Here is a 22,420-nt window from a genome sequence, read left to right as displayed (position 1 = left end):
ATGATACTACCCAAAAGGGTGGAAAAGTAGGACACCGCCGAACACACATTAAGACCCGAGCCCCCCAAACACACCAATTGGGGGGCTCGGGCATTTGTGCGTTCCAGGAATGCGGCAGCACTTTTCTTAAATGCGTATCAATCGAAAAGCGCCAATTCTGATCGGCTCTTTTCCATATCCAACAACGCTCTTTTGCGATTAAGCCCACCGCCATAACCGGTCAGGCTGCCATTGGCTCCGATCACGCGATGGCACGGAACGATGATGCCGATCGGATTGTGTCCATTCGCCAATCCGACCGCGCGGAAAGCCGTCGGAGATCCCACCTGTAATGCGATCTCGCCGTATGTTCGGGTCTCGCCATAGGGAATTGTCAGCAGCGCATCCCACACTCGGCGCTGGAATGGCGTCCCGCCGAAATGCAGATCCAGTTCGAACTCGGTGAGCGTGCCGGCGAAGTACGCGGTGAGCTGCTCGACGGCATCCGGAAAAGCCGAGTCATCGACTTCCCAGCCGGCGCGGTTCGGCTCATAGGTCTGATCTTCCATCCGGAGATGCTCCAGACGTCCATCGACGCCGGCCAAGGTCAGCAGACCCACCGGGCTGTCGATGGATCGGAATTGCATGCCTGTCATCATGTCTCCTGCCTCGTCGCTCGTGGCGGCCACTCGTTGACGGCATGGTCGAGTGCGGTCCACAGGTGTTGTGTCGCATAGGCCCGCCAGGGGCGCCACCGGGCACTGTGCTCGAGCAGGGCATCCGGGACGGCCGGCAGTCCGACGGCCTTGGCGGCCGCGCGGACCCCGAGATCGCTCACCGGGAATGCGTCGGGGTCGCCGAATCCACGCATCGCTATCACCTCGGTGGTCCATGGGCCGATTCCGGGCAGCGCCGCGAGTTGGGCTCTTGCCCTGTTCCAGTCGGCACCCGCATCGACCTCGACATCGCCGGCGGCCATGGCGGCGATCAACGTGATGAGAGTGCGGCGACGCGAGGCCGGCATCGCCAGGCCGTCCGGATCCAGGGCGCTCAGCTGTTCGACGGACGGGAAGACATGGGTCAGGCCGCCATCAGGATCGGTGAGCGCTGTGCCGTACGCATGCGCCAGACGCCCCGCATGCGTGCGGGCCGCTTTGACGGAGACCTGCTGACCCAACACCACCCGGACCGCCAGCTCCGCCTCGTCGACGGTGCGCGGTATGCGCTGGCCGGGGGCCTTGGCCACCACCGCGCCGAGGTGGGGGTCCTGGCCCAGCGCGTCGACCACGGCGACCGGGTCCGCATCCAGGTCGAGCAGGCGCCGGCAGCGGGCGATCGCCGCGGAGAGGTCTCGAAGGTCGTCGATGATCAGGCTGCACTGCACATGGTCGGGATGCGGCGTCAGGGCCACCACCCCGGAACCGGACGGTAGGCGCAGGGTTCGCCGATAGGCCCCGTCACGCACCTCCTCGACTCCGGGCACCGCGCTCGCCGCGAGATGGCCGAACAGTCCCTCATAGGAGAACGGTGCGCGGACCGGTAGCCGCAGCGACAGCGCGTCGATCCCGACCCGCTCATCGGCGCTGCGGCCGCGGGCACGCTGTCGCAGTGCGGTCGGCGTCAACGCACTGACCGCCCGTACGGTGTCGTTGAACTGCCGGATGCTGCTGAAACCCGCGGCGAATGCGACATCACCGAACGGCAGGTCGGTGGTTTCGATGAGCACGCGTGCGGTTTGGGTGCGCTGCGCCCGGGCCAGCGCCAACGGATTGGCGCCCACCTCGGCCTGCAGCAGCCGCTCCAATTGCCGGGTGGTGTACCCGAGGCGCTCCGCCAGTCCGGTCACCCCGGACCGGTCCACGGTGCCGTCGGCGATCAGCCGCATGGCCCGCGCCACCACGTCGCCGCGCACATTCCACTCCGGGGAGCCGGGCGACGCATCCGGACGACAGCGCTTACAGGCCCGGAACCCGGCCTTCTGGGCCGCCGCGGCCGTCGGATAGAACGCCATGTTCTGTGCCAGGGGTGGACGTACCGGGCAGCTCGGCCGGCAATAGATCCCGGTGCTGAGCACGGCGGTCACGAACCAACCGTCGAACCGGGCGTCCTTGGACTGGACCGCTCGGTAGCAGCTGTCGAAATCGTCGTGCATGCCTTCACCTTTACACCCGCGCACCGACATCACTGGCGGAAAAACGACATCGATGTGTGCTCGCGATGACCGCCGGGCAGACAAGCTGAGGGCCTCCTCAGCGGCCCTCGGACACACTGGAGTCATCGCTCGGGCGCACGTCGCCCCGCAATCCGGTACGACCCAAGGAGTAGCTGCACCATGACCTCGCCCGATGAGGCCAACCAGCTCGGCGGTGCGGCGGGATGGGCAGTCGACCTGATGGAGACGATGGGCGGTCCGGGAGCGGGCCTGGCCATCTTCGTCGAGAACCTCTTCCCGCCGATCCCCAGTGAGGTGATCCTGCCGATGGCGGGCTTCGCCGCTCGGCTCGGCGAACTGTCGGTGCTCAGTGCGATCGTCTGGACCACCGCAGGCTCGGTGCTCGGTGCGTGGATGTTGTACGCACTGGGCGCCTGGCTGGGGCATGACCGCATCCGTCATATCGTGTCCCGGATGCCGCTGATGGACGGTGGGGACGTCGACAAGACCAGGGACTGGTTCGCACAGCATGGCAACAAGGCGGTCTTCTTCGGCCGGATGCTGCCGCTCTTTCGCAGCTTCATCTCCATCCCGGCCGGAATCGAACGGATGAACTTCGCGGTGTTCACCGCGCTGACGCTGCTGGGCAGCCTGATCTGGAACTCGGTCTTCGTGCTGGCCGGCTACCTGCTGGGCGCCAACTGGCACCGGATCGAGCCCTACGCGTCTGCACTCCAATACCTTGTGCTCACCGCCGTGATCATCGGTGTGGGCTGGTTCATCCGTGCGCGGCTGACACGCCGCTCCGGTTCGGATCGCGCTGGGGATTTCTCACCCGCGAAGTAGGCGGCCGCTGCTATAACCGTCATGGAGGTGCAGCGATGCCCGGTGGTGCGGTGTTCATAGGACGGGTCGGTGCGCTGGCGGTGGCGCTCGGCATCGGAGCCACCGTCGCCTCCGGAGTCGCATCGGCGGACACCGGCGACAAGGGCTCGTCCCCAGGTGCCTCGAGCAGCTCGGATGCGGACTCGTCGAGCACGTCGTCACCCCGGCGTGAAGCCACACCGTCGGCACCGCACCGCAAGACGGGTCTGCGGACATCCCGCACGGTGCGCACGCAGGCGGCGCCGCAACGTTCCGAGCCCGACGAGGCGCCCAAGCCGGCCGTCCGCGCGACCACCGAACCCGAAACGGAACTGAAGTCGGCGCCGGCGCCGGCAGCCGCGGACACCCGATCCTCGGATCTCCCGGAGGAACCCGCCGGGCACCCGGCAGCGCTTGCCGTCCTCGCCGCGGCCCGTCGGGAAGTCGGACACGACGTGCAGACCGCGTTGACCTCGGTGGCGGACAGTCAGACAACCAGCGCGGTGGCCCCGGTCAGCCCGCTGGGCACCCCGGATCAGCTGCGCGCCGAGAAGCTGGCCAAGCGGATCGCCAACTCGCTGCCGGTGAAACTGGTGAAGCTGGTGCTGCGGTCCGGGTTCACCTGGGCCGCAGAACGGCAGTTCGACCGGGTCAACGGCCCGGATCAGGAGAACATCGACCGCCTCAACGCCGCGGTCGACGCCTACGCGATGGCATCGGCGTTCCAGCAGCAGCTGCTGAACTCCAACAAACCCACCGTGGTGATGCAGGTCGCCCCGCCGCACACCTGGTACGGCCAGAACGTCGGGGCATCCCGGATCCTGTACGACAACCCCGACACCATCTATCGCTTCATGGGCGTCAACGGGGCGTCCTCGTACGTGATCACCGGTAAGTTCGCCGACCTGGCCAACCTGCCCGCCGACACCACCTTCAGTGTGCTGACCGGCCTGACCGGCACCACCGCCACGGTGCTGACCAAGGACCAGCTGGTCATCGGGGATGACGGCACCTTCACCATCACCTTGGACAAGACAGCGGCCAACGGACGCCCGAACCATCTGCAGCTCACCGCGGACACCACGATCGTCGCCACCCGGAACACCCTGTCGGACTGGGCAAATCAGCAGCCGATGAGCCTGGAGATCACCCGGGTGGGCGGGCCGCCCAATAGCCTGTTCAGCCAGCTCGGCGGTTTCGCCATCCCCGGCATCGGTCCGGCCGTGGTGCGCAGCAAGCTGCTGACCGCGCTGGTCTCGTTGGTGCCCCCGCTGCCGTTCGTGCCGCCGGTGCTCAGAGGGGCGGTGACGGCGATCATCATGGCCCTGGGTGTCCAGCGTGAGGCGCAGTACATGGCCGTCGCCACCACCGACCCGGCCACCGGCGACCTGATCGAACCCAATGTGCTGAAGAACCCCACTCGCAATGCGGAATTCCTTGCGACGCAATTGCAGAGCGCCGGGTACTTCCAGCTCGCCGACGACGAGGCGCTGGTCATCACGATCGACCGTGCGGGCGCGGGATACTTCATCGTTCCCGTCACCGATGACTGGACCGTCACGAAGGACTACTGGAACGAGCAGACCAGCCTCAACAACGTCCAGTCGATCGCCGATGACGCTGACGACACGACCTACACCATCGTCGTCTCGCCCAGTGATCCCGGCGCCGCGAACTGGGTGTCCACCGGCGGCCTCAACCAGGGCACCATCTCGATCCGCTTCCAGGACATCGACCCCGCTGTGACCCAACTGCCGACGGTCAGCGCCCGCGTGGTGCCGCTGAGCGAACTGGCTTCGGCACTGCCGTCGAACACCCAGTACGTCACGGCGGCACAGCGGGCCGCCCAGATCGCCACCCGCAAGGCGGGATTCGACAACCGGTTCGCCCCCTATCCACAGCCATAGCGCTACTGTGCAGGCGTGTCCCACCAGGTACAGCGCTACCTCGACCAGATCCGCGGCGAGCTCATCGGTGTCGGCGACGGTAAGCTGGCCGACTACATCCCCGAACTCGCGCGGGTAGACCCGAACGGCTTCGGGCTCGCGCTGTCGTCGGCGGACGGATTCGTCTACGAATCCGGTGATGCTGCACTCGAATTCACCATCCAGTCGATATCGAAACCGTTCACCTACGCACTGGCGCTGGACAGGTGTGGGCCCGATGCGGTGGACGCGAAGATCGGGGTGGAGCCCTCGGGTGAGGCGTTCAACGAGATCAGTGTGGACCGGTCCACCAAACGGCCGAAGAACCCGATGATCAACGCGGGTGCCATCGCGGCTGTGTCGCTGGTTCCGGCGTCCTCGGCGGACGAGCGCTTCGCCCTCATCCAGGACTATTACTCGGCGTTCGCCGGCCGCCGACTCGAACTCGACGCCCAGGTGTACGCCTCGGAGAAGGCGACCGGCGACCGTAACCGCGCCATCGCCTACATGCTGGCCAGTTTCGGTGTCCTCGAAGGCGATCCCGACGAGGTGCTCGATGTGTACTTCCGGCAGTGTTCGTTGAAGGTGACCGCGACCGACCTGGCCCGGATGGCGGCGACGCTGGCGCGCAATGGCGTGAATCCGCTGACCGGTCGACGTGTCACCGATGCCGCGGTGGTGCGGCGCACCCTGTCGGTCATGGTGACCTGCGGCATGTACGACGCGGCGGGGGACTGGGTGAGCGCGGTCGGCATGCCCGCCAAGAGCGGGGTCGGCGGGGGCATCCTGGCGGTGCTGCCCGGCCAACTCGGCATCGGCACCTACTCGCCGCTGCTCGATGCGAAGGGCAACAGCGTTCGGTCAGTGCTGTTGTGCCGCAGGCTCTCCGAGGAACTCGGGCTGCACTTCCTGACGGTGTCGAGGGATTCGCGAGCCACCCTGCGGGCCGTCTATGAACCGCGTGACAACATCCGCGTCTACGAGACCCACGGCGACCTGCTGTTCTGCGGCGCCGAACAGGTGGTGCGCACCGTCGACCGGGGCTGTGCGGACTTCGTGGTCGGGATCCTCGACGTGTCGCGGGCCGATGATATCGACGATGCGGCCAAGGCGCTGCTGTCCGGGATGAGCACCGCGTTGCATGATCGTGGCAAGGCGGGGTTCATCGTCGACCCGGACCGACTGGTGATCGGGGAGGGTTCGGAGTTCGAGAACGTCCGCTACACCACGGTGGAGGACGCGGTGGATGCCGCCTCGACGTTCATCCGTGGGCAACTCTCAGACAGGTAGCGCCAACCGGGTCGGCTGATCCAGGCCGCGCAGGTTCACCTGCTCGCCCAACGACCAATGGGCGCGTTCGGTTTCGCCGGCGTTGGCCAGGGTGTCCGATGAGGCCACCAGATGCCCGGGAACGGACTTCGCGTATTCGCAGAGCCGGGCCGCCTCGTTGACCGGTTCCCCGATCACGGTGTACTCGAAGCGTTCCTTGGCCCCGACGTTGCCCGCCACCACCTGGCCGGCAGCCACCCCGATGCCGGCGTCGAGTTCGGGCACCTCGATGCGCAGCCGCGCCGCCATCGCCCGGGCGGCCGAAAGGGCTTCCTCATCGGCGTTGTCCAGCGACACCGGTGCGCCGAACACTGCGAGTACGGCATCGCCCTCGAATTTGTTGACGAAGCCGTGGTGCTTGTCCACCTCGTCGACGATGACGGCGAAGAACCGGTTCAGCAGTTCGACGACCTCGACGGCGGGCCTGCTGGTGACCAGCGCGGTGGAGCCGATGACGTCGATGAAGATGACCGCGGCGTGCCGCTCTTCGCCGCCCAGTTCGGGCTGCTCCTTCTCGGCCAGCAGGGCGACCTCGCGGCCGACGTGGCGGCCGAACAGGTCACGCACTCGTTCGCGTTCCCGCAGACCGGCGACCATCGAGTTGAAACCTCGTTGCAGCTGGCCCAATTCGGTGCCGTCGAAGACCACCAGGTTGGTATCCAGATCGCCCTCCTCGACGCGGTTGAGCGCCGAGCGCACCACCCGCACCGGGGTGGCGGTCAACCAGGCCAGGATCCACATCAGGATGAATCCGAAGGCCAGCGCGAAGAGCGCGAGAATCATCACCGCCACCGCGAACTGGGTGGGCGACACGATCTGCACCGAGAGCGTGATGATGGCGGCCAGCAGGATGCCCAGCACCGGCACGCCGGAACCCAGTGCCCACACCGTGAGCGTGCGGCCCATGATGCCGGGCGCGAAACGGCGTGGGGGAGGTCCCACCTCCAGGGCCTGGGCGGCGACGGGGCGCAGCGCGAACTCGGTGAACAGATAGCAACTCGCCGAGACGACGATGCCGGGAAAGCTGATGCCGAGCAGGACCTTTGGGATGTAGTTGGAGTTCTGCAGGCCGTAGAGCACGGTCAGCACGATGGTGCCGCCGCCCCACAGCGCGAGCAGCACGCGGCTCAGGCGCCACGGCGCGAAGAAGGTGTTGCGCTGGTCCCTGGGCGTCGGTTCGCGTTCCTCGATGGCCCAGCGGACATTGTTGATCACGCGGTTGGTGGCCCAGATGACGCCCACCACGAAGGCCAGCACGATGTAGGCAGGCGCCACCGCGAACGTGATCCACAGGACCTCGGAGTCGAAGACACTGGGCACCGGGAAGGTGACCGTGACGACCAGGCATGCCACCACCACCCCGATCAGGTTCGCGCCCAGGACAACCGTGGTGAGAATCGTCTGGATGCGCACGCGGCGGCGCTGCTGACTCTCCGAGACGCGCCCCAGGATCCACGAGCCGTACTCCGAGGTGTCGGTGACGCGACCGGTTTGTCTCGTCATGCGCTCAAGGACCAGACCGAGACGTTGGGCCGCGTTCTTCTTGTCCGTCATCGTGGCGTCAGCCTAGTGAACCGGCGGGCGCAATCTATGGTGGTTCGGTGCGTCTCGTCATCGCCCAGTGCACCGTCGACTACGTCGGCCGGCTCACGGCACACCTCCCGTCCGCTCGGCGTCTGTTGCTGTTCAAGGCCGACGGATCGGTGAGTGTGCATGCCGATGATCGCGCCTACAAGCCGTTGAACTGGATGACCCCACCGTGTTGGACCCAGGAAGAGCTCACCGAGGGGGCGGCGCCGGTCTGGGTGGTGGAGAACAAGGCCGGCGAGCAGCTGCGTATCACCGTGGAGGACATCGAGCACGACTCCAGCCATGAGCTCGGGGTGGACCCGGGCCTGGTGAAGGACGGTGTGGAAGCCCATCTGCAGGAGCTGCTCGCCGAACATGTCGAGCTGCTGGGTACCGGATTCACACTGGTGCGCCGGGAGTACATGACGGCGATCGGGCCCGTCGACCTGATGTGCCGCGACGAGACCGGCCGGTCGGTGGCGGTGGAGATCAAGCGCCGCGGTGAGATCGACGGCGTCGAGCAGCTGACCCGTTATCTGGAACTGCTCAACCGCGACACCCTGCTGGCCCCGGTCAGTGGCGTCTTCGCGGCCCAGCAAATCAAACCGCAGGCCCGCACCTTGGCCACCGACCGCGGAATTCGTTGCGTGATACTCGATTACGACAAGATGCGCGGCCTGGACAGCAACGAGTTCCGGCTGTTCTAGTGGGAAGCGGTTTCTAGTGGCAAGGCGTCGCCCCGACCGTCGTGCGGACCGACCGGTGCCGCAGTGGCTGTCGCAGCGGCGCGTGGAATCGGGTCCTGACGGCTACGACTACGAGGTCAAGACGGTGTCGGCGGCACGGGCCACCAAGGCCTATCGGTGCCCGGGTTGCGATCATGAGATCCAGCCCGGCGTCGCGCACGTGGTGGTGCTGCCGGTCGAATACGGCGATATCGAGGACCGCAGGCACTGGCACACGTCCTGCTGGAACAACCGGGCCAACCGCGGCCCGACCAGACGCTGGTCCTAGTGGGCGGCGTTCTAATGAACTGCGTCGGCCTTGGGCTCGACGAGTTCGATGAGAACCCCGCCGGCGTCCTTGGGGTGGATGAAGTTGATCCGCGAGTCCGCAGTACCCCGGCGCGGTGCGTCGTAGAGCAGGCGCACACCGTCGGCGCGCAACCGTTCCGAGAGGGCATCGATATCGCTGGTGCGGTAGGCCAGCTGCTGCAGGCCGGGGCCGCGGGTGCTGATGAACTTGGCGATCGTCGAGGACTCGTCCAGCGGGGCCAGCAGCTGGATCTGTGCGCTGTCCTTGGCCGAGCCGCGCACCGAGAGCATGGCCTCGCGGACGCCCTGGTCCTCGTTGACCTCCTCGTGCAGCACGATCATGCCGAGGTGGTCGTGGTACCACTTGATGGCCGCATCCAGATCGGGCACGGCAATACCCACGTGATCGATCGCGGTCACCAGCGCGCTGGCGAGTGCCGGGCGGGCATCGACGTGGTCGGTGGTCATAGAGTAAAAGTAACCTGACATTGCAGTTTTTATGCCTGTGTGATCGGCCACACTTGCCTTCTCAGGCCCGTTACAAATTCTTTGGAGGATGGAAATGACGACCTCGGTGATCGTTGCGGGAGCGCGGACCCCCGTCGGCAAGCTGATGGGCTCGCTGAAAGATTTCTCGGGCAGCGACCTCGGTGCCCTCGCGATCAAGGCGGCTCTGGAGAAGGCTTTCCCCAACATTGACGGACCGGCGCGCCTGGTCGACTACGTGATCATGGGTCAGGTGCTGACCGCCGGTGCCGGGCAGATGCCCGCCCGCCAGGCCGCCGTCGGCGCCGGCATCGGCTGGGATGTGCCGTCGCTGACCATCAACAAGATGTGCCTGTCCGGAATCGACGCCATCGCGCTGGCCGATCAGCTGATCCGCGCCGGGGAATTCGAGGTGGTGGTCGCCGGTGGCCAGGAATCGATGAGCCAGGCCCCGCATCTGCTGCCCAAGAGCCGCGAGGGTTTCAAGTACGGCGACACCACGCTGGTGGATCACCTGGCCTACGACGGCCTGCACGATGTGTTCACCGATCAGCCGATGGGCGCGCTGACCGAACAGCGCAATGATGTCGACCAGTTCACCCGCGCCGAGCAGGACGAACTGGCCGCGCAGTCGCACCAGAAGGCCGCGGCTGCCTGGAAGGACGGCGTCTTCGCCGACGAGGTGGTGCCGGTGCAGATCCCACAGCGCAAGGGTGACCCGATCGAGTTCAACGAGGATGAGGGCATCCGCGCCAACACCACCGCGGAGTCCCTCGGTGGGCTGCGTCCGGCCTTCCGCAAGGACGGCACCATCACCGCCGGTTCGGCCTCCCAGATCTCCGACGGCGCCGCTGCCGTCGTGGTGATGAGCAAGGCCAAGGCCACCGAACTCGGGCTGAGCTGGCTGGCCGAGATCGGTGCGCACGGTGTGGTGGCCGGCCCGGATTCGACGTTGCAGAGCCAGCCGGCCAACGCCATCAAGAAGGCCATTGCGCGCGAGGGCATCACCGTCGATCAGCTCGATGTCATCGAGATCAACGAGGCGTTCGCCGCGGTGTCGCTGGCGTCCACCAAGGAACTCGGGGTGGACCCGGCGAAGGTGAACGTCAACGGCGGCGCGATCGCCATCGGTCACCCGATCGGCACCTCCGGTGCCCGCATCACCCTGCACGCGGCGCTGGAGCTGGCGCGCAAGGGCTCGGGCTACGCCGTCGCCGCGCTGTGCGGCGCGGGCGGACAGGGCGACGCTCTGGTCCTGCGCCGTCCCTGACCGCTGAGAATGCGCTCAGTTTGAGCAACGACACAATGTAGTAGCTGGCCGCCCGCTGCGGCACAATGGCGCTCATGGCAAACAACTATGACGTCCGCAGCGTGGCGGGCTGGTTCCGGATCATCGCGATCGCGGAAGCACTCAGCTGGGCCGGACTGCTGGTCGGGATGTACTTCAAGTACGTCGGTTCCCCGCAGACCGAGATCGGTGTGAAGATCTTCGGCCCGATCCACGGTGGCATCTTCATGGCCTTCCTGGTCGGCGCACTGCTGGTCGGGATCGCGCGCAAATGGAACGTCGTGACCTGGGTGCTGGCGTTGCTGGGCAGCATCGTGCCGCTGGGAAGTGTGATCTTCGTCATCTGGGCCGACCGGACCGGCCGGATCGGTGGACCTACCGTCGCTGCCGGCGCCGGCGAGGACGTGCCAAACTTGGTGGCGTGACACGCCCACGCCCTTCCGTCGGACCGGCCCTGGCCGGTGCATTCGATCTCTCCGCGCTCAAGCAGCCACCGCCGCCGCCCCCGGGTGCCGCGGCGCCCGCCGAGGTGACCGGCGCGGTCCAGGTCACCGAGGCGAATCTGGAAGCCGAGGTGCTGGTCCGTTCCAGCGAGATCCCGGTCGTCGTCCTGCTGTGGACGCCGCGCAGCGACGCGAGCGTCCAGTTGGGGGAGGCGCTGGGCGCCCTGGCCCAGACCGATGGCGGCACGTGGTCGCTGGCCATGGTCAACGTCGACACCACCCCGCGGGTGGCGCAGATGTTCGGCGTGCAGGCAGTACCCACCGTGGTGGCTCTGGCCGGCGGTCAGCCGATCTCCAGCTTCCAGGGCCCGCAGCCGCCCGATCAGTTGCGTCAGTGGATCGATTCACTGATCAGCGCCACTGCGGGCAAGCTCAGCGGGGTCCCCGAACAGCCCGAGCAGGCCGACCCGGAGTTGGAGCAGGCCCGCGCCTACCTGGACGACGGTGATTTCGACGCGGCGCTGACGGCCTACGAGGCCATTCTGGCGGCCAAACCCACCGACGCCGAGGCGATCGGCGCGGTTCGGCAGATCACGTTCCTGCAGCGGGCGACGACCCGACCGGTCGAGGCACCGGCGCTGGCCGATGCGGCGCCCGGCGATGCCGAAGCCGCCTTCGCCGCCGCTGACGTCGAGATCCTGCAGCAGAACGTCGAAGCCGCCTTCGACCGGCTGATCGCGTTGATCAAAGCCACCGCCGGGGACGAGCGCACCGCCGCCCGCACCCGACTGATCGAATTGTTCGATCTCTTCGACGCCGCCGACCCGGAGGTCATCGCGGCCCGCCGCAAGCTGGCGAACGCGCTCTACTGACAACTGCCCGAGAACACACGAATGGCCCTTATTTCCTAGGAAATAAGGGCCATTCGTGTCTGTTCGCGGGGCTACTGTTCCAGCTCGAACCAGAGCGCGGCCAACGGCGGCAGTGCCATCACCGCCGACGCAGGGCGCCCGTGCCACGGCTCGGCCGTCGCCTCCACCGATCCCAGGTTGCCGATACCGGACCCGTTGTAGATGGTGGCGTCGGTGTTGAGCACCTCCCGCCACGTCCCCGACTGCGGCAGGCCCAGCCGGTACTGCCCATGCTCGTTCCCGGAGAAGTTGAACACGCAGGCCAGCGTCGAGCCGTCGTCACCGAAGCGCAGGAAGCTCAGCACATTGTTCGCCGAGTCGTTGGCGTCGATCCACGAGTAGCCGTCGGGCACGGTGTCGCGGGACCACAGCGCCCGGCGGCTGCGGTAGAGGGCGTTGATATCGGTCACCAGATTCGAGATCCCGGTCGAGAAGCTCTGCTCGGACAGCTGATACCAGTCCACACCGCGTTCCTCGGACCATTCGGCGCGCTGGCCGAACTCCTGGCCCATGAACAGCAACTGCTTACCCGGGTGTGCCCACTGGTAGGCCAGCAGCCCGCGCAGGCCCGCTGCCTTGTTGTGGTCGTTGCCCGGCATCCGGCTCCACAACGTGCCCTTGCCGTGCACCACCTCGTCGTGGCTGATCGGCAGGACGAAGTTCTCGCTGAACGCGTAGAGCATCGAGAAGGTGATCTCGTGGTGGTGATAGCTGCGGTGAATCGGGTCGCGCTTGATGAACTCCAGGGTGTCGTTCATCCAGCCCATGTTCCACTTCATCGAAAAGCCAAGGCCGCCAAGGTTGGTCGGTCGCGTCACGCCCGGCCACGAGGTCGACTCCTCGGCGATCGTGACGATGCCGGGGGTCACCTTGTGCACCGTGGCGTTCATCTCCTGCAGGAACTGCACCGCCTCCAGGTTCTCCCGACCGCCGTAGATGTTAGGCGTCCAGCCGTCGGCCGGCCGCGAGTAGTCCAGGTACAGCATCGATGCCACCGCGTCGACCCGCAGGCCGTCGACGTGGTACTCCTGCAACCAGTACAGCGCGTTCGCCACCAGGAAGTTCCGGACCTCGGGGCGCCCGAAGTCGAAAACGTAGGTGCCCCAATCGAGTTGCTCGCCGCGCCGCGGATCGGAGTGCTCGTAGAGCGCGGTCCCGTCGAAGCGGCCCAGCGCCCAGGCGTCCTTCGGGAAGTGCGCGGGCACCCAGTCGATGATCACGCCGATGCCGGCCTGGTGCAGCGTGTCGATCAGATAGCGCAGATCGTCGGGACTGCCCAGTCGCGGTGTGGGTGCGTAGTACGAGGTGACCTGGTAACCCCAGGAACCGCTGAACGGATGCGCCGCGACCGGCAGCATCTCGACGTGGGTGAAACCGTGCTCGACGAGGTAGTCGGTGAGTTCGACCGCCAACTCGCGATAGGTCAGGCCCGGCCGCCACGACATCAGGTGCACCTCGTAAGTGCTCATCGGTTCGAAGACCGGATTGCGCAGCGCGCGCCCGGCCATCCATTCATCGTCGTTCCAGCTGTAGTCACTGGTGTTGACCCGCGACGCCGTCCGTGGCGGCACCTCGGCGGCGAAGGCGAACGGATCCGCCCGGTCGCTGACCGAGCCGTCGACCCCGTGGACCCGGAACTTGTAGAGGCCGTCTTCGGGGAAATCGGGCCAGAACAGTTCCCAGACGCCGGTCGAGCCCAGCACCCGCATCGGTGCCTGGCCGCCGTCCCAATGGTTGAACTCGCCGATCAGGCTGATGCCCTTGGCGTTCGGCGCCCAGACCGCGAACGAATAACCCTCCACCACGCCATCCGGCGTGGTGAAGCTGCGGCGGTGCGCGCCCAGGGTTTCCCACAGTCGCTCGTGGCGACCCTCGGCGAACAGGTGCAGGTCGATCTCGCCGAGGGTGGGCAGGAATCGGTAGGCATCGGCGACCGTGATGGCCGGGGCGTCGGGGTACTGCACCTCGAGGCGGTAGTCGATCAGGTCGGTGAACGGTACTGCGCCCGCGAACAGGCCTGCCTCCAGGTGATTCAGCGGATAGCGCTCACCGCCGATCAGCGCGGTCACCGACTCGGCGTGCGGGCGCAGCGCGCGGATGACCGTGTGGTCGCCGTATTCGTGCGCGCCCAGGATCGAGTGCGGGTCGTGATGCTCGCCGGCGCTCAGCCGGTGCAGGTCGTTCGCACCGGGGCGCAGGTGAATGCTGGTGTTGGGGTTGGTTTGAGTCAAGATTTACTCACTCCCTCCGTAAGAGGCTCAGTCGAGATTCGTACGGGATCAAAGGCATGTTGAGGATGTGTGCAACCGCCCGTCCCGGGTCCAGTCGCACGTAATTGGCCTGGCCCCAGTGGTATTCGTCACCGGTGACTTCATCTCGCACCCAGAATCGGTCGTAGGGCTCCATGCCCAGGCCGGCCATGTCCAGCCAGACGGTGCCTTCCTCGGGGCCGAACGGATTGAGCGTCACCACCACCAGCACACAGTCACCGGTGACCGGATCGAACTTGCTGTAGGCCAGGATCGCGTCATTGTCGACGTGGTGGAACTTGATGGTGCGCAGTTGCTCCAGCGCCGGGTGCAGCCGCCGGATCTCGTTGAGCCTGCCGATGAACGGCTCCAGCGACTGGCCGGTGGCCACCGCCGCCTCGAAATCGCGTGGACGCAGCTCGTATTTCTCCGAGTCCAGGTATTCCTCGCTGCCTTCGCGCACCGCCCGGTGCTCGAACAGCTCGAAACCCGAGTACACGCCCCACACCGAACTGAAGGTCGAGGCCAGTACCGCCCGGATGGCGAACATGCCGGGACCGCCGTGTTGCAGGCTTTCGTGCAGGATGTCCGGGGTGTTGACGAACAGGTTCGGGCGCGCGCAGTCGGCATACTCGGCGATCTGTTCGCCGTACTCGATGAGTTCCCACTTGGCGGTGCGCCAGGTGAAGTACGAATAGGACTGGGTGAAGCCCAGTTTGGCCAGACCGTACAACCGCGCCGGCCGGGTGAAGGCCTCGGCGAGGAACAGTACGTCGGGATCCTCGTCCTTGACCTTGCCGATCAGCCACGCCCAGAAGTTGGGCGGCTTGGTGTGCGGGTTGTCCACCCGGAAGATCTTGACGCCGTGCGATATCCAGTACCGCACCACCCGGAGCACCTCGGCGTAGAGCCCGGCCGGGTCGTTGTCGAAGTTCAGCGGGTAGATGTCCTGATACTTCTTCGGCGGATTCTCCGCATAGGCGATGGTGCCGTCGGGCAGCACGGTGAACCACTCCGGATGTGCCTGCGCCCAGGGGTGATCTGGCGCGCACTGCAGAGCGAGATCGAGCGCGACCGACAGTCCCTGATCGGCTGCGGCCGCGACGAAGTCGTCGAAGTCCTCGATGGTGCCGAGGTCGGGGTGGATGGCGTCATGACCACCCTCGGTGCTTCCGATCGCCCACGGGGAGCCGACGTCGCCCTCGGCCGCGGTCACGCTGTTGTTGCGCCCCTTTCTGTGCACCTTGCCGATCGGGTGGATCGGGGGCAGATACACGACGTCGAAGCCCATCCGGGCGACCCGGGGGAGATCCTTGGCGGCGGTGGCGAACGTGCCGTGCACCGGTTTGCCGTTGCTGTCCCAGCCGCCGGTGGAACGCGGGAACAGTTCGTACCAGGCCGAGAAGCGGGCCTGCGGCCGATCGACCCACACTCCGAATTGCTCACCGCGAGTAAGCAGTTCGCGCAGCGGATAGCGATCCAGCAGATCGGCGATGGCGGGAGACAGCGCGGCGCCGGCACGGGTGAACGGATCACCCGGTTCGCGCAGCGCGGCCGCGGCATCGACCAGCGGCCGGCGCTGCTCGCGTGGCACGCCGGTGGCGGCCCGCTCCAGCAGCTGAGCACCGATGAGCAGATCGTTGTTCAGTTCGGTTTCACCCTGGCCGGCGTCGAGCTTGGCGGTCACGCCCTTGCGCCAAGTGGCGATCGGATCGCCCCAGCCGTCGACTCGGAAGGTCCACATGCCGACCTGGTCCGGGGTGAACTGACCGTGCAGCACATCGGGTGTGCGGCCGGGTGTCATCGGCAGCACCAGTGGTTTGATCCGCGGCGGCGTCACCGGGGGTGAGGGCTCCGAGACCAAACCCGGCGGGTCCGGGGCCAGCTGAGGATAGGCCGTGCCGTGATAGCGCACCACGAGCGTGGCCGACACCGCGTCGTGACCCTCCCGCCACACCGTTGCCCGCACCGGTACCACTTCGCCGACTACCGCCTTGGCGGGAAATCGTCCACCGGACAGCGCGGGCGCGACGTCATCGATTCCGATACGACCGGTCACGCACGAATCTCCTCACTCGGCGCGGCCCCGACTTCGGTGACCGCGGTCCGTCTGGTCTCTGTTTCTGCCTCGACGCGCTCGTTACCGACTCTGAGTACCCAACCTAGTGTCAGGGACACATCGGGGGGCGAGATGAGATGACTCCGGTGACCGAAGCGACACCTCCGGGCCGCACCGCGGGTCGGTCAGTAAGGTGGAGCCGCGTGAAAGCCCTCCGCAGATTCACGGTCCGAGCACATCTCCCCGAGCGGCTCTCCGCACTGGAGAAATTGTCGGTCAACCTGCGCTGGTCATGGCACAAACCGACGCAGGACCTGTTCGCCGCCATCGATGCGACGCTGTGGGACCAGGTCGGTGCCGATCCGGTGGCGCTACTCGGTCTGGTCAGTCCGCGACGTCTGGACGAGCTCGCCGTCGACGAGGGATTCCTGCAGCGTGTCGACGCGCTCGCCGCGGATCTGGACGACTATCTGAGCCGCCCGTTGTGGTATCAGCACCAGGCCGGCGAAGGGGTGGAGCTGCCCAACGGAATCGCCTATTTCTCCATGGAGTTCGGGGTGGCCGAGGTGCTGCCCAACTACTCCGGCGGTCTGGGCATCCTGGCCGGTGACCACCTGAAATCCGCCTCGGATCTGGGGCTGCCGCTGATCGCGGTCGGGCTGTACTACCGGTCGGGGTACTTCCGGCAGTCGCTGACCGCCGACGGTTGGCAGCACGAGACCTACCCGTCGCTGGACCCGCAGGGGCTCCCGCTGAGGCTGCTGACCGACGCCGAGGGCCAGGCCGTGCTCATCGAACTTGCCATGCCCGACGGCAGGCAACTGTTCGCGCATGTCTGGGTCGCCCAGGTCGGCCGAATCCCATTGCTGCTGCTCGATTCCGATATCGGCGAGAACGAGCACGATCTGCGCGGGGTGACCGACCGGCTCTACGGCGGTGACCAGGAACACCGGATCAAACAGGAGATTCTGGCCGGTATCGGCGGTGTCCGCGCCATCCGGGCCTACACCGAGGTGGAGGGGCTACCCGCCCCGGAGGTGTTCCACATGAACGAGGGGCATGCCGGTTTCCTCGGGGTGGAGCGGATCCGCGAGCTGATCGACGCCGGACTCGACTTCGACACCGCACTCACGGTGGTCCGGTCGTCCACGGTGTTCACCACCCACACCCCGGTGCCCGCCGGTATCGACCGGTTCCCCGTCGACATGGTGACCCGGTATTTCGCCGATGAGCGCTCGCGCGAAGAGCATGAGTCAGATACCCGGCTGCTGCCGGGCGTCCCGCTGGAACGGGTGCTCGCCTTCGGCGCGGAAGACGACCCGTCGAAGTTCAACATGGCACACATGGGTCTGCGGCTGGCCCAGCGGGCCAACGGGGTGTCGTTGCTGCACGGCCGGGTCAGCAGGGCGATGTTCAACGAGCTGTGGCCGGGCTTCGACCCGGATGAGGTGCCGATCGGTTCAATCACCAACGGTGTGCACGCACCCACGTGGGCGGCGCCGCAATGGGTGGAACTGGCCCGCGAACTGATCGGCAGTGACGACCTCGGCTCGCTCAGCGAAGCGGACACCTGGCACAAACTGCAGCAGGTCGACGCCGGTCATCTGTGGCGGATCCGCTCCGAGCTGCGCGGTCTGCTCATCGAGGACGTGCGCGCACGACTGCGTCGTTCCTGGCTGGAGCGGGGTGCCTCAGAGGCTGAACTGAGCTGGATCGCAACAGCATTCGATCCCGATGTGCTGACCGTCGGGTTCGCCCGCCGGGTGCCCACCTACAAGCGGTTGACGTTGATGCTGCGCGATCAGGAGCGGTTGGAGCGGCTGCTGCTCGACGCCGACCGTCCGGTGCAGCTGATCGTCGCGGGCAAGTCCCACCCCGCCGATGACGGTGGCAAGGCGCTGATCCAGCAGATCGTGCGGTTCGCCGACCGTGCGGACGTGCGGCACCGGATCGCCTTCCTGCCGGACTACGACATGTCGATGGCCCGGCTGCTGTACTGGGGCTGTGATGTCTGGCTGAACAACCCGCTGCGCCCGCTGGAGGCCTGCGGTACCTCGGGCATGAAGAGCGCTCTCAACGGCGGGCTGAACCTGTCCATCCGCGACGGCTGGTGGGACGAGTGGTACGACGGCGAGAACGGCTGGGAGATCCCGACCGCCGACGGGCTTGCCGATGAGAGCCGCCGCGACGATATCGAGGCCGGCGCGCTGTATGAGCTCCTCGAATCCTCGGTGACCACCACGTTCTACGACCGCAACGAACACGGCGTGCCGTCCCGCTGGGTGGAGATGGTGCGCCACACCCTGCAGGCACTCGGGCCCAAGGTGCTCGCCTCGCGCATGGTCCGCGACTACACCGAGAAGTACTACGCGCCTGCGGCGAAATCCTTGCGCGCCACCATCGAGCCGACCGACGACTCCACCGGGGTGCCGTTCGGCGCGGCACGCCAGTTGGCTGCGTATCGTTCACGGGCGCAACAGGAATGGCCGAAGATCCAGATCACCGATGTGGACAGTTACGGTCTGCCCGACACGCCGCTGATCGGCAGTGAACTGACGCTCACCGCATCGGTGTATCTGGCCGGGCTGGCGCCCGACGAGGTCGTCGTGCAGGCGGTCGTGGGTCGGGTCGACAGCGGCGACATCCTGCAGGACCCGGTGAAGGTGGCGATGACGCACACCGGCACCGTGGGTGGCAACCAGATCTTCTCCACGACCACGCCGCTGCCGCTGGCCGGTCCGGTCGGCTACACGGTGCGGGTGCTGCCGCACCACCGCCTGCTGGCCGGGGAGAACGAACTGGCGCTGGTCACCCTGGCGTGAGGGTGGGCGAGCGGAGCGAGGAGGACATGAACCAGATCCTGGTGGTCGACCTCCCCAGCGGGCCGTACGCGCTGGCCGCGGGTCCCGACGGAGCCATGTGGGTGACCCTGGTGCACAGCGGGCAGATCGCCCGCGTCACCGCAGCCGGCGATGTGACCGTCTACGACGTCGCGCCGGACAGTAGGCCCTCGATCATCACCGCGGGCCCGGACGGTGCCTTGTGGTTCACCCGTAACGGCGATGACCGGATCGGCCGGATCACCACCGCCGGTGTGCTCAGCGAGGTCGAACTGCCCTCCGGCAGCGCGCCTTTCGGCATCGCGTCGGGGCCCGGCGGCGCACTGTGGTTCACCGCGATGAATTCCGGCGTGATCGGCAGAGTCGACGTCGACGGCACGGTCACCGAGGTGGCCACTCCCGGCGGCATGCCGTCGATGATCACCGCGGGTCCCGACGGCGCCCTGTGGTTCACCCTCAACGAGGCGAACGCGGTCGGCCGGCTCGAACCGTCCGGCTCGCTACGGGTACGCGAGGTGCCGACGCCACGGTCCGGACCGGTCGGCATCGCCGCCACCCATGACGACGCCATCTGGTTCACCGAGATTCTCGCCGACAAGGTCGGCCGGATTCCCACCGATGAGGCCATCCAGGAACTCGACCTGCCCGGCAAGCCGCACGCGGTGGTCGCCGATCCGTCCGGTGGGGTGTGGGTCAGCCTGTGGGGGTCCGACCAGATCGCCCGGATCACGGCCGACGGCGAGGTGAGCACCGTCGACCTGATCGAGAACGGCGAACCGCACGGGCTGGCCATCGCCCGCGACGGCGCGCTATGGGTGGCGATGGAAGCCGGATATCTCTGGCGGTTACCGGTCGGCTGAGTCTCGCACTGGCCGTGTCCTTGTCGTGGCCGCAGAGTTACATAGGCGATGTAAGTTCCTCGAGGTGCCTACTGCGGGGTTTGTCGTGCCGCGACCCTTTGCGCTGTTCACCGTGGTGGTGGCAGCCGCTGTGCTGTGCGCCCCGGTCGCTGCGGGTGACCCCGGCATCGACCCGAACGAGCCCGATGTCGATCCGGTGTTCGCGCCCGCCATCGACCCCGCCCTGGAGCCTCCGCTCACCCCGATGATGCAGCCCGCCTCGGTCGCGGCGCCGCAGCCTCAACCACAGCTGCACGGTTTGGTGGCCTCCCCACCGCCGACGAGCACCGAGACACCGGACGGCTGGAGGCTGACGCTATCCGCGGTCAACGAGACCCAACTGGTCGCCGCACCGCTGACCACCGCGCTGTCGTCGCGTAGCTACATCGTGGGCGGCACCTTCACCGGGAACATCACCGGCCCGGACGGCGGTGAGATCCCCGAAGGGGTGTTGGAGGTCGGCTACCAGATCGGTTGCGGCGTCGACATGAGCACGTCGAACGGTGTCACCGTCACCGGCACCGCGGGCATGTCCCCGTCACTCGGCCTGGCCGGTATCGAGGTGGCATCACCGGGACTCGACGGGCTGGTCCCGGTGCTGACCACGCCGGTCACCGGCGGTGTGGCCGTCGGGCTGAAACCCGGCATCGTCAACATGGTCCCGGTCACCGAGAAGGAGTTCCGGGGTTCCAACCCGTGGGTGCTGGTGAGCAACTTCCAGGTCAAGATCGACGGGTGCGTGGGCCAGTCCTTCATCCGCTCGTTCGCGTTCCTGACCCGCTCCACGGACGAATCCGATTCGGTGCTGGCCTATTACGGCGAGACCAAGGTGGTCTGATCCAGCCAGCCCGAGTCGATGCGCTCTTCCCGGCGAGCGGGGGGCGCCCCCGGCCCGCCGTCAGGGGAACCGCTTGAAGCAGCGGTCCTGCTCGCCGAGCACACCCACCCGGAACGCATCGATCCGGGAAAAGCCCGACGGCACCGATTCACCGTTCACGTCGCTGGCGGCCAGACCGTTGAGCAGGATGCCGGACACCGCCTCGTCCACATCGCCCGCGGTGAGCGCAATGGTGTTGCCGTCCGGGGTGTTCACTTCGTCGACCATCTTCGTGGTCGCGACCCCGGTCAGGCACGCGGTGCGCAGCGCGGCCTGCGCCGTGTTCAGGGCGACTCCGCCGTGCTGATGCTGGATCGACTGCATGTACCGCGACACCAGCACCGAATATCCGGTGTTGTCCCCGGTGACCAGCCCGGTGTCCTCGTCATCGGATTGCGCGCCGAGCATCTCCAGTGCCGGCAGGTCCACCGCGATCGTGTTGGTCGCCGGGCAGAACGTCACCGGCGCATCGGAATCGGCGTCCGGGCAGGCCTGCGGCTCGAAGGTGAGTTCGGGTGGCTCGGCCGGCTCGAACAGGATCTCCATCGCGTCCATGATGGAGCGCACCGAGTCCTCGGTGATCTGCAGCTCCCCGGACTGGTCCTCCGGCAACAACACCGGCAGATCGCCGCGGCGCTGTTTGATCTCCGCGGGGTCCATCGTCGCGCAGGACCCGGCGCCGTCGGTGAACCCGAACTGGAATGCCGACACCCGCTCGAACGCCGAACCGTGTTCATCGTCGCCGACGTCGGAGTCGCCCTCACTGAGCAGGGGGTCGCGGAACGCGATCATCGCGGCCAGCAGGTTGTTCAGCCCGTCACCGGTGGACAGTGTGAACCGCGGTGAGTTCCCTTCGGCGACCCAGCGCATGTAGACCCCGGCCAGGCAGTCTGCCTGCTGTTCGGACACCAGGGTCGGCGTCGACCTGGTGACCATCCCCGCCTGTTCCTGCACCGCGTGGCCGTACTCGTGGGCCAGCACCATGGTGACGGCCATGTCGCCGTTGGCCCGGCGCAGCGAGGGCAGCAGCACGCCGCGGTCCCAGCCGATCGTCTCGTCCTCGTGGCAGAACGCGGCATTTACCAGGTTGTAGGTGTCGGTGTCGCAAAAGACGCCGTCGAAACCATCTGCGTCCCAGGAGATCACGTCGGACACCGGAGTGAAGTCGTCATCGAAGGTCTCGGGGTAGGCCGTCTCCCAGAACTCCTCGATGTCACTGATCGAGCTGACCGCGAGGTGGTCGATCTCGCCGCCGTCGGTATCGGTCACCTCACGGGTGGGTTCGGCGGCGTCGTCGCGCAGACCGGTCGGTCCGTCGGTGGCGGGCATACCCGCCACCCGGAACGGGTCGGCGAACACCGACACCGCGTTGCCCTGCAGTTCCTGTCCACACCCACTGAGCAGGAGCGCGATGCAGGCGACCAGCGCCGCACCCGTCAACTGTCGGCGCCTCATATGGTGCCCCGCCTTTCGGTGCGCCCGGACGGGCCTGCCGCGTTTGTGCAGCCAGGATAGT

18 protein-coding genes are annotated in these 22,420 nt (G+C 66.9%); 11 read left to right on the top strand and 7 right to left on the bottom strand.

The annotated features are described in order from the left end of the window. Positions 1-137: 137 nt before the first annotated feature. Together ASE48_RS12225 and ASE48_RS12220 are read right to left on the bottom strand one after the other, a co-directional pair. A complete protein-coding gene (locus ASE48_RS12225; RefSeq protein WP_057167366.1) occupies positions 138-635 on the bottom strand; it encodes a methylated-DNA--[protein]-cysteine S-methyltransferase in 498 nt (165 codons plus the stop codon). Then, complete coding sequence (locus tag ASE48_RS12220; RefSeq protein ID WP_082614142.1) at positions 635-2,131, bottom strand: DNA-3-methyladenine glycosylase 2 family protein; 1,497 nt, start codon at positions 2,129-2,131, stop codon at positions 635-637. The genes ASE48_RS12225 and ASE48_RS12220 overlap by 1 nt, the downstream gene beginning before the upstream one ends. 180 nt (positions 2,132-2,311) lie before the next feature. Here ASE48_RS12220 and ASE48_RS12215 point away from each other — a divergent pair, with 180 nt between their 5' ends. The 3 genes from ASE48_RS12215 to glsA are packed head-to-tail and all read left to right on the top strand — an operon-like array spanning position 2,312 to position 6,210. Continuing rightward, entirely contained in the window at positions 2,312-2,977 is a 666-nt protein-coding gene (locus ASE48_RS12215) for a DedA family protein (RefSeq protein WP_057167351.1), read from the top strand. Positions 2,978-3,012: 35 nt separating this feature from the next. Further along, positions 3,013-4,902 carry a hypothetical protein gene (locus ASE48_RS12210; protein ID WP_057167350.1) on the top strand — a complete coding sequence of 630 codons (1,890 nt, stop codon included), beginning with the start codon at positions 3,013-3,015 and terminating at the stop codon, positions 4,900-4,902. Between the two features lie 15 nt (positions 4,903-4,917). Beyond that, on the top strand, positions 4,918-6,210 hold the full coding sequence (gene glsA / locus ASE48_RS12205) for a glutaminase A (protein WP_057167349.1): 1,293 nt from the start codon (positions 4,918-4,920) through the stop codon (positions 6,208-6,210). On the opposite strand, the gene ASE48_RS12200 is transcribed toward glsA, so the two are convergent. Continuing rightward, entirely contained in the window at positions 6,199-7,803 is a 1,605-nt protein-coding gene (locus ASE48_RS12200; protein WP_057167348.1) for an adenylate/guanylate cyclase domain-containing protein, read from the bottom strand. The two genes, glsA and ASE48_RS12200, sit on opposite strands and share 12 nt — an antisense overlap. A 47-nt stretch (positions 7,804-7,850) precedes the next feature. Between ASE48_RS12200 and nucS the strand changes: the two genes are divergently transcribed. Further along, on the top strand, positions 7,851-8,525 hold the full coding sequence (gene nucS, locus ASE48_RS12195; protein WP_057167347.1) for an endonuclease NucS: 675 nt from the start codon (positions 7,851-7,853) through the stop codon (positions 8,523-8,525). A gap of 16 nt (positions 8,526-8,541) precedes the next feature. Continuing rightward, positions 8,542-8,832 (top strand): hypothetical protein, encoded by a 291-nt coding sequence (locus ASE48_RS12190; RefSeq protein WP_057167346.1) that lies wholly within the window; start codon positions 8,542-8,544, stop codon positions 8,830-8,832. Positions 8,833-8,843: 11 nt separating this feature from the next. Here ASE48_RS12190 and mce read toward each other — a convergent pair whose 3' ends face one another. Beyond that, complete coding sequence (gene mce, locus ASE48_RS12185; RefSeq protein ID WP_057167345.1) at positions 8,844-9,320, bottom strand: methylmalonyl-CoA epimerase; 477 nt, start codon at positions 9,318-9,320, stop codon at positions 8,844-8,846. A 94-nt stretch (positions 9,321-9,414) separates the two neighbouring features. Here mce and ASE48_RS12180 point away from each other — a divergent pair, with 94 nt between their 5' ends. The 3 genes from ASE48_RS12180 (at position 9,415) to ASE48_RS12170 (ending at position 11,941) form a co-directional block, all read left to right on the top strand. Continuing rightward, complete coding sequence (locus ASE48_RS12180) at positions 9,415-10,608, top strand: acetyl-CoA C-acetyltransferase (protein WP_057167365.1); 1,194 nt, start codon at positions 9,415-9,417, stop codon at positions 10,606-10,608. 65 nt (positions 10,609-10,673) lie between these two features. Then, positions 10,674-11,051 (top strand): DUF3817 domain-containing protein, encoded by a 378-nt coding sequence (locus tag ASE48_RS12175; RefSeq protein ID WP_156409165.1) that lies wholly within the window; start codon positions 10,674-10,676, stop codon positions 11,049-11,051. Further along, the gene (locus ASE48_RS12170; RefSeq protein WP_057167344.1) at positions 11,048-11,941 is read left to right on the top strand and encodes a tetratricopeptide repeat protein; all 894 of its coding nucleotides are present in this window, start codon (positions 11,048-11,050) and stop codon (positions 11,939-11,941) included. Before ASE48_RS12175 ends, ASE48_RS12170 begins: the two co-directional genes overlap by 4 nt. A gap of 71 nt (positions 11,942-12,012) precedes the next feature. Here the strand turns inward: ASE48_RS12170 and glgB are convergent, their stop codons facing one another. Further along, positions 12,013-14,211, bottom strand: a complete 2,199-nt coding sequence (gene glgB / locus ASE48_RS12165; RefSeq protein ID WP_057167343.1) for a 1,4-alpha-glucan branching protein GlgB — start codon at positions 14,209-14,211, stop codon at positions 12,013-12,015. 7 nt (positions 14,212-14,218) lie between these two features. Further along, positions 14,219-16,288, bottom strand: a complete 2,070-nt coding sequence (locus tag ASE48_RS12160) for an alpha-1,4-glucan--maltose-1-phosphate maltosyltransferase (protein ID WP_057167342.1) — start codon at positions 16,286-16,288, stop codon at positions 14,219-14,221. 203 nt (positions 16,289-16,491) lie between these two features. On the opposite strand from ASE48_RS12160, the gene glgP reads away from it, so the two are divergent. The 3 genes from glgP to ASE48_RS12145 all read left to right on the top strand — a co-directional run bounded on the left by glgP (position 16,492) and on the right by ASE48_RS12145 (position 20,865). Then, the gene (glgP, locus tag ASE48_RS12155; RefSeq protein ID WP_057167341.1) at positions 16,492-19,110 is read left to right on the top strand and encodes an alpha-glucan family phosphorylase; all 2,619 of its coding nucleotides are present in this window, start codon (positions 16,492-16,494) and stop codon (positions 19,108-19,110) included. A 26-nt stretch (positions 19,111-19,136) separates the two neighbouring features. Further along, the gene (locus ASE48_RS12150) at positions 19,137-19,988 is read left to right on the top strand and encodes a Vgb family protein (protein WP_057167363.1); all 852 of its coding nucleotides are present in this window, start codon (positions 19,137-19,139) and stop codon (positions 19,986-19,988) included. Positions 19,989-20,073: 85 nt separating this feature from the next. Continuing rightward, positions 20,074-20,865 (top strand): MspA family porin, encoded by a 792-nt coding sequence (locus tag ASE48_RS12145; RefSeq protein ID WP_235571091.1) that lies wholly within the window; start codon positions 20,074-20,076, stop codon positions 20,863-20,865. A gap of 60 nt (positions 20,866-20,925) precedes the next feature. On the opposite strand, the gene ASE48_RS12140 is transcribed toward ASE48_RS12145, so the two are convergent. Continuing rightward, positions 20,926-22,359, bottom strand: a complete 1,434-nt coding sequence (locus ASE48_RS12140; RefSeq protein WP_057167339.1) for a neutral zinc metallopeptidase — start codon at positions 22,357-22,359, stop codon at positions 20,926-20,928. Positions 22,360-22,420: the final 61 nt, after the last annotated feature.

Source organism: Mycobacterium sp. Root265 (genome assembly GCF_001428895.1).
GTDB lineage: Bacteria > Actinomycetota > Actinomycetes > Mycobacteriales > Mycobacteriaceae > Mycobacterium.
Note: the sequence above shows the minus strand (reverse complement) of the source record. Positions and strands in the feature narration are given on the sequence as shown.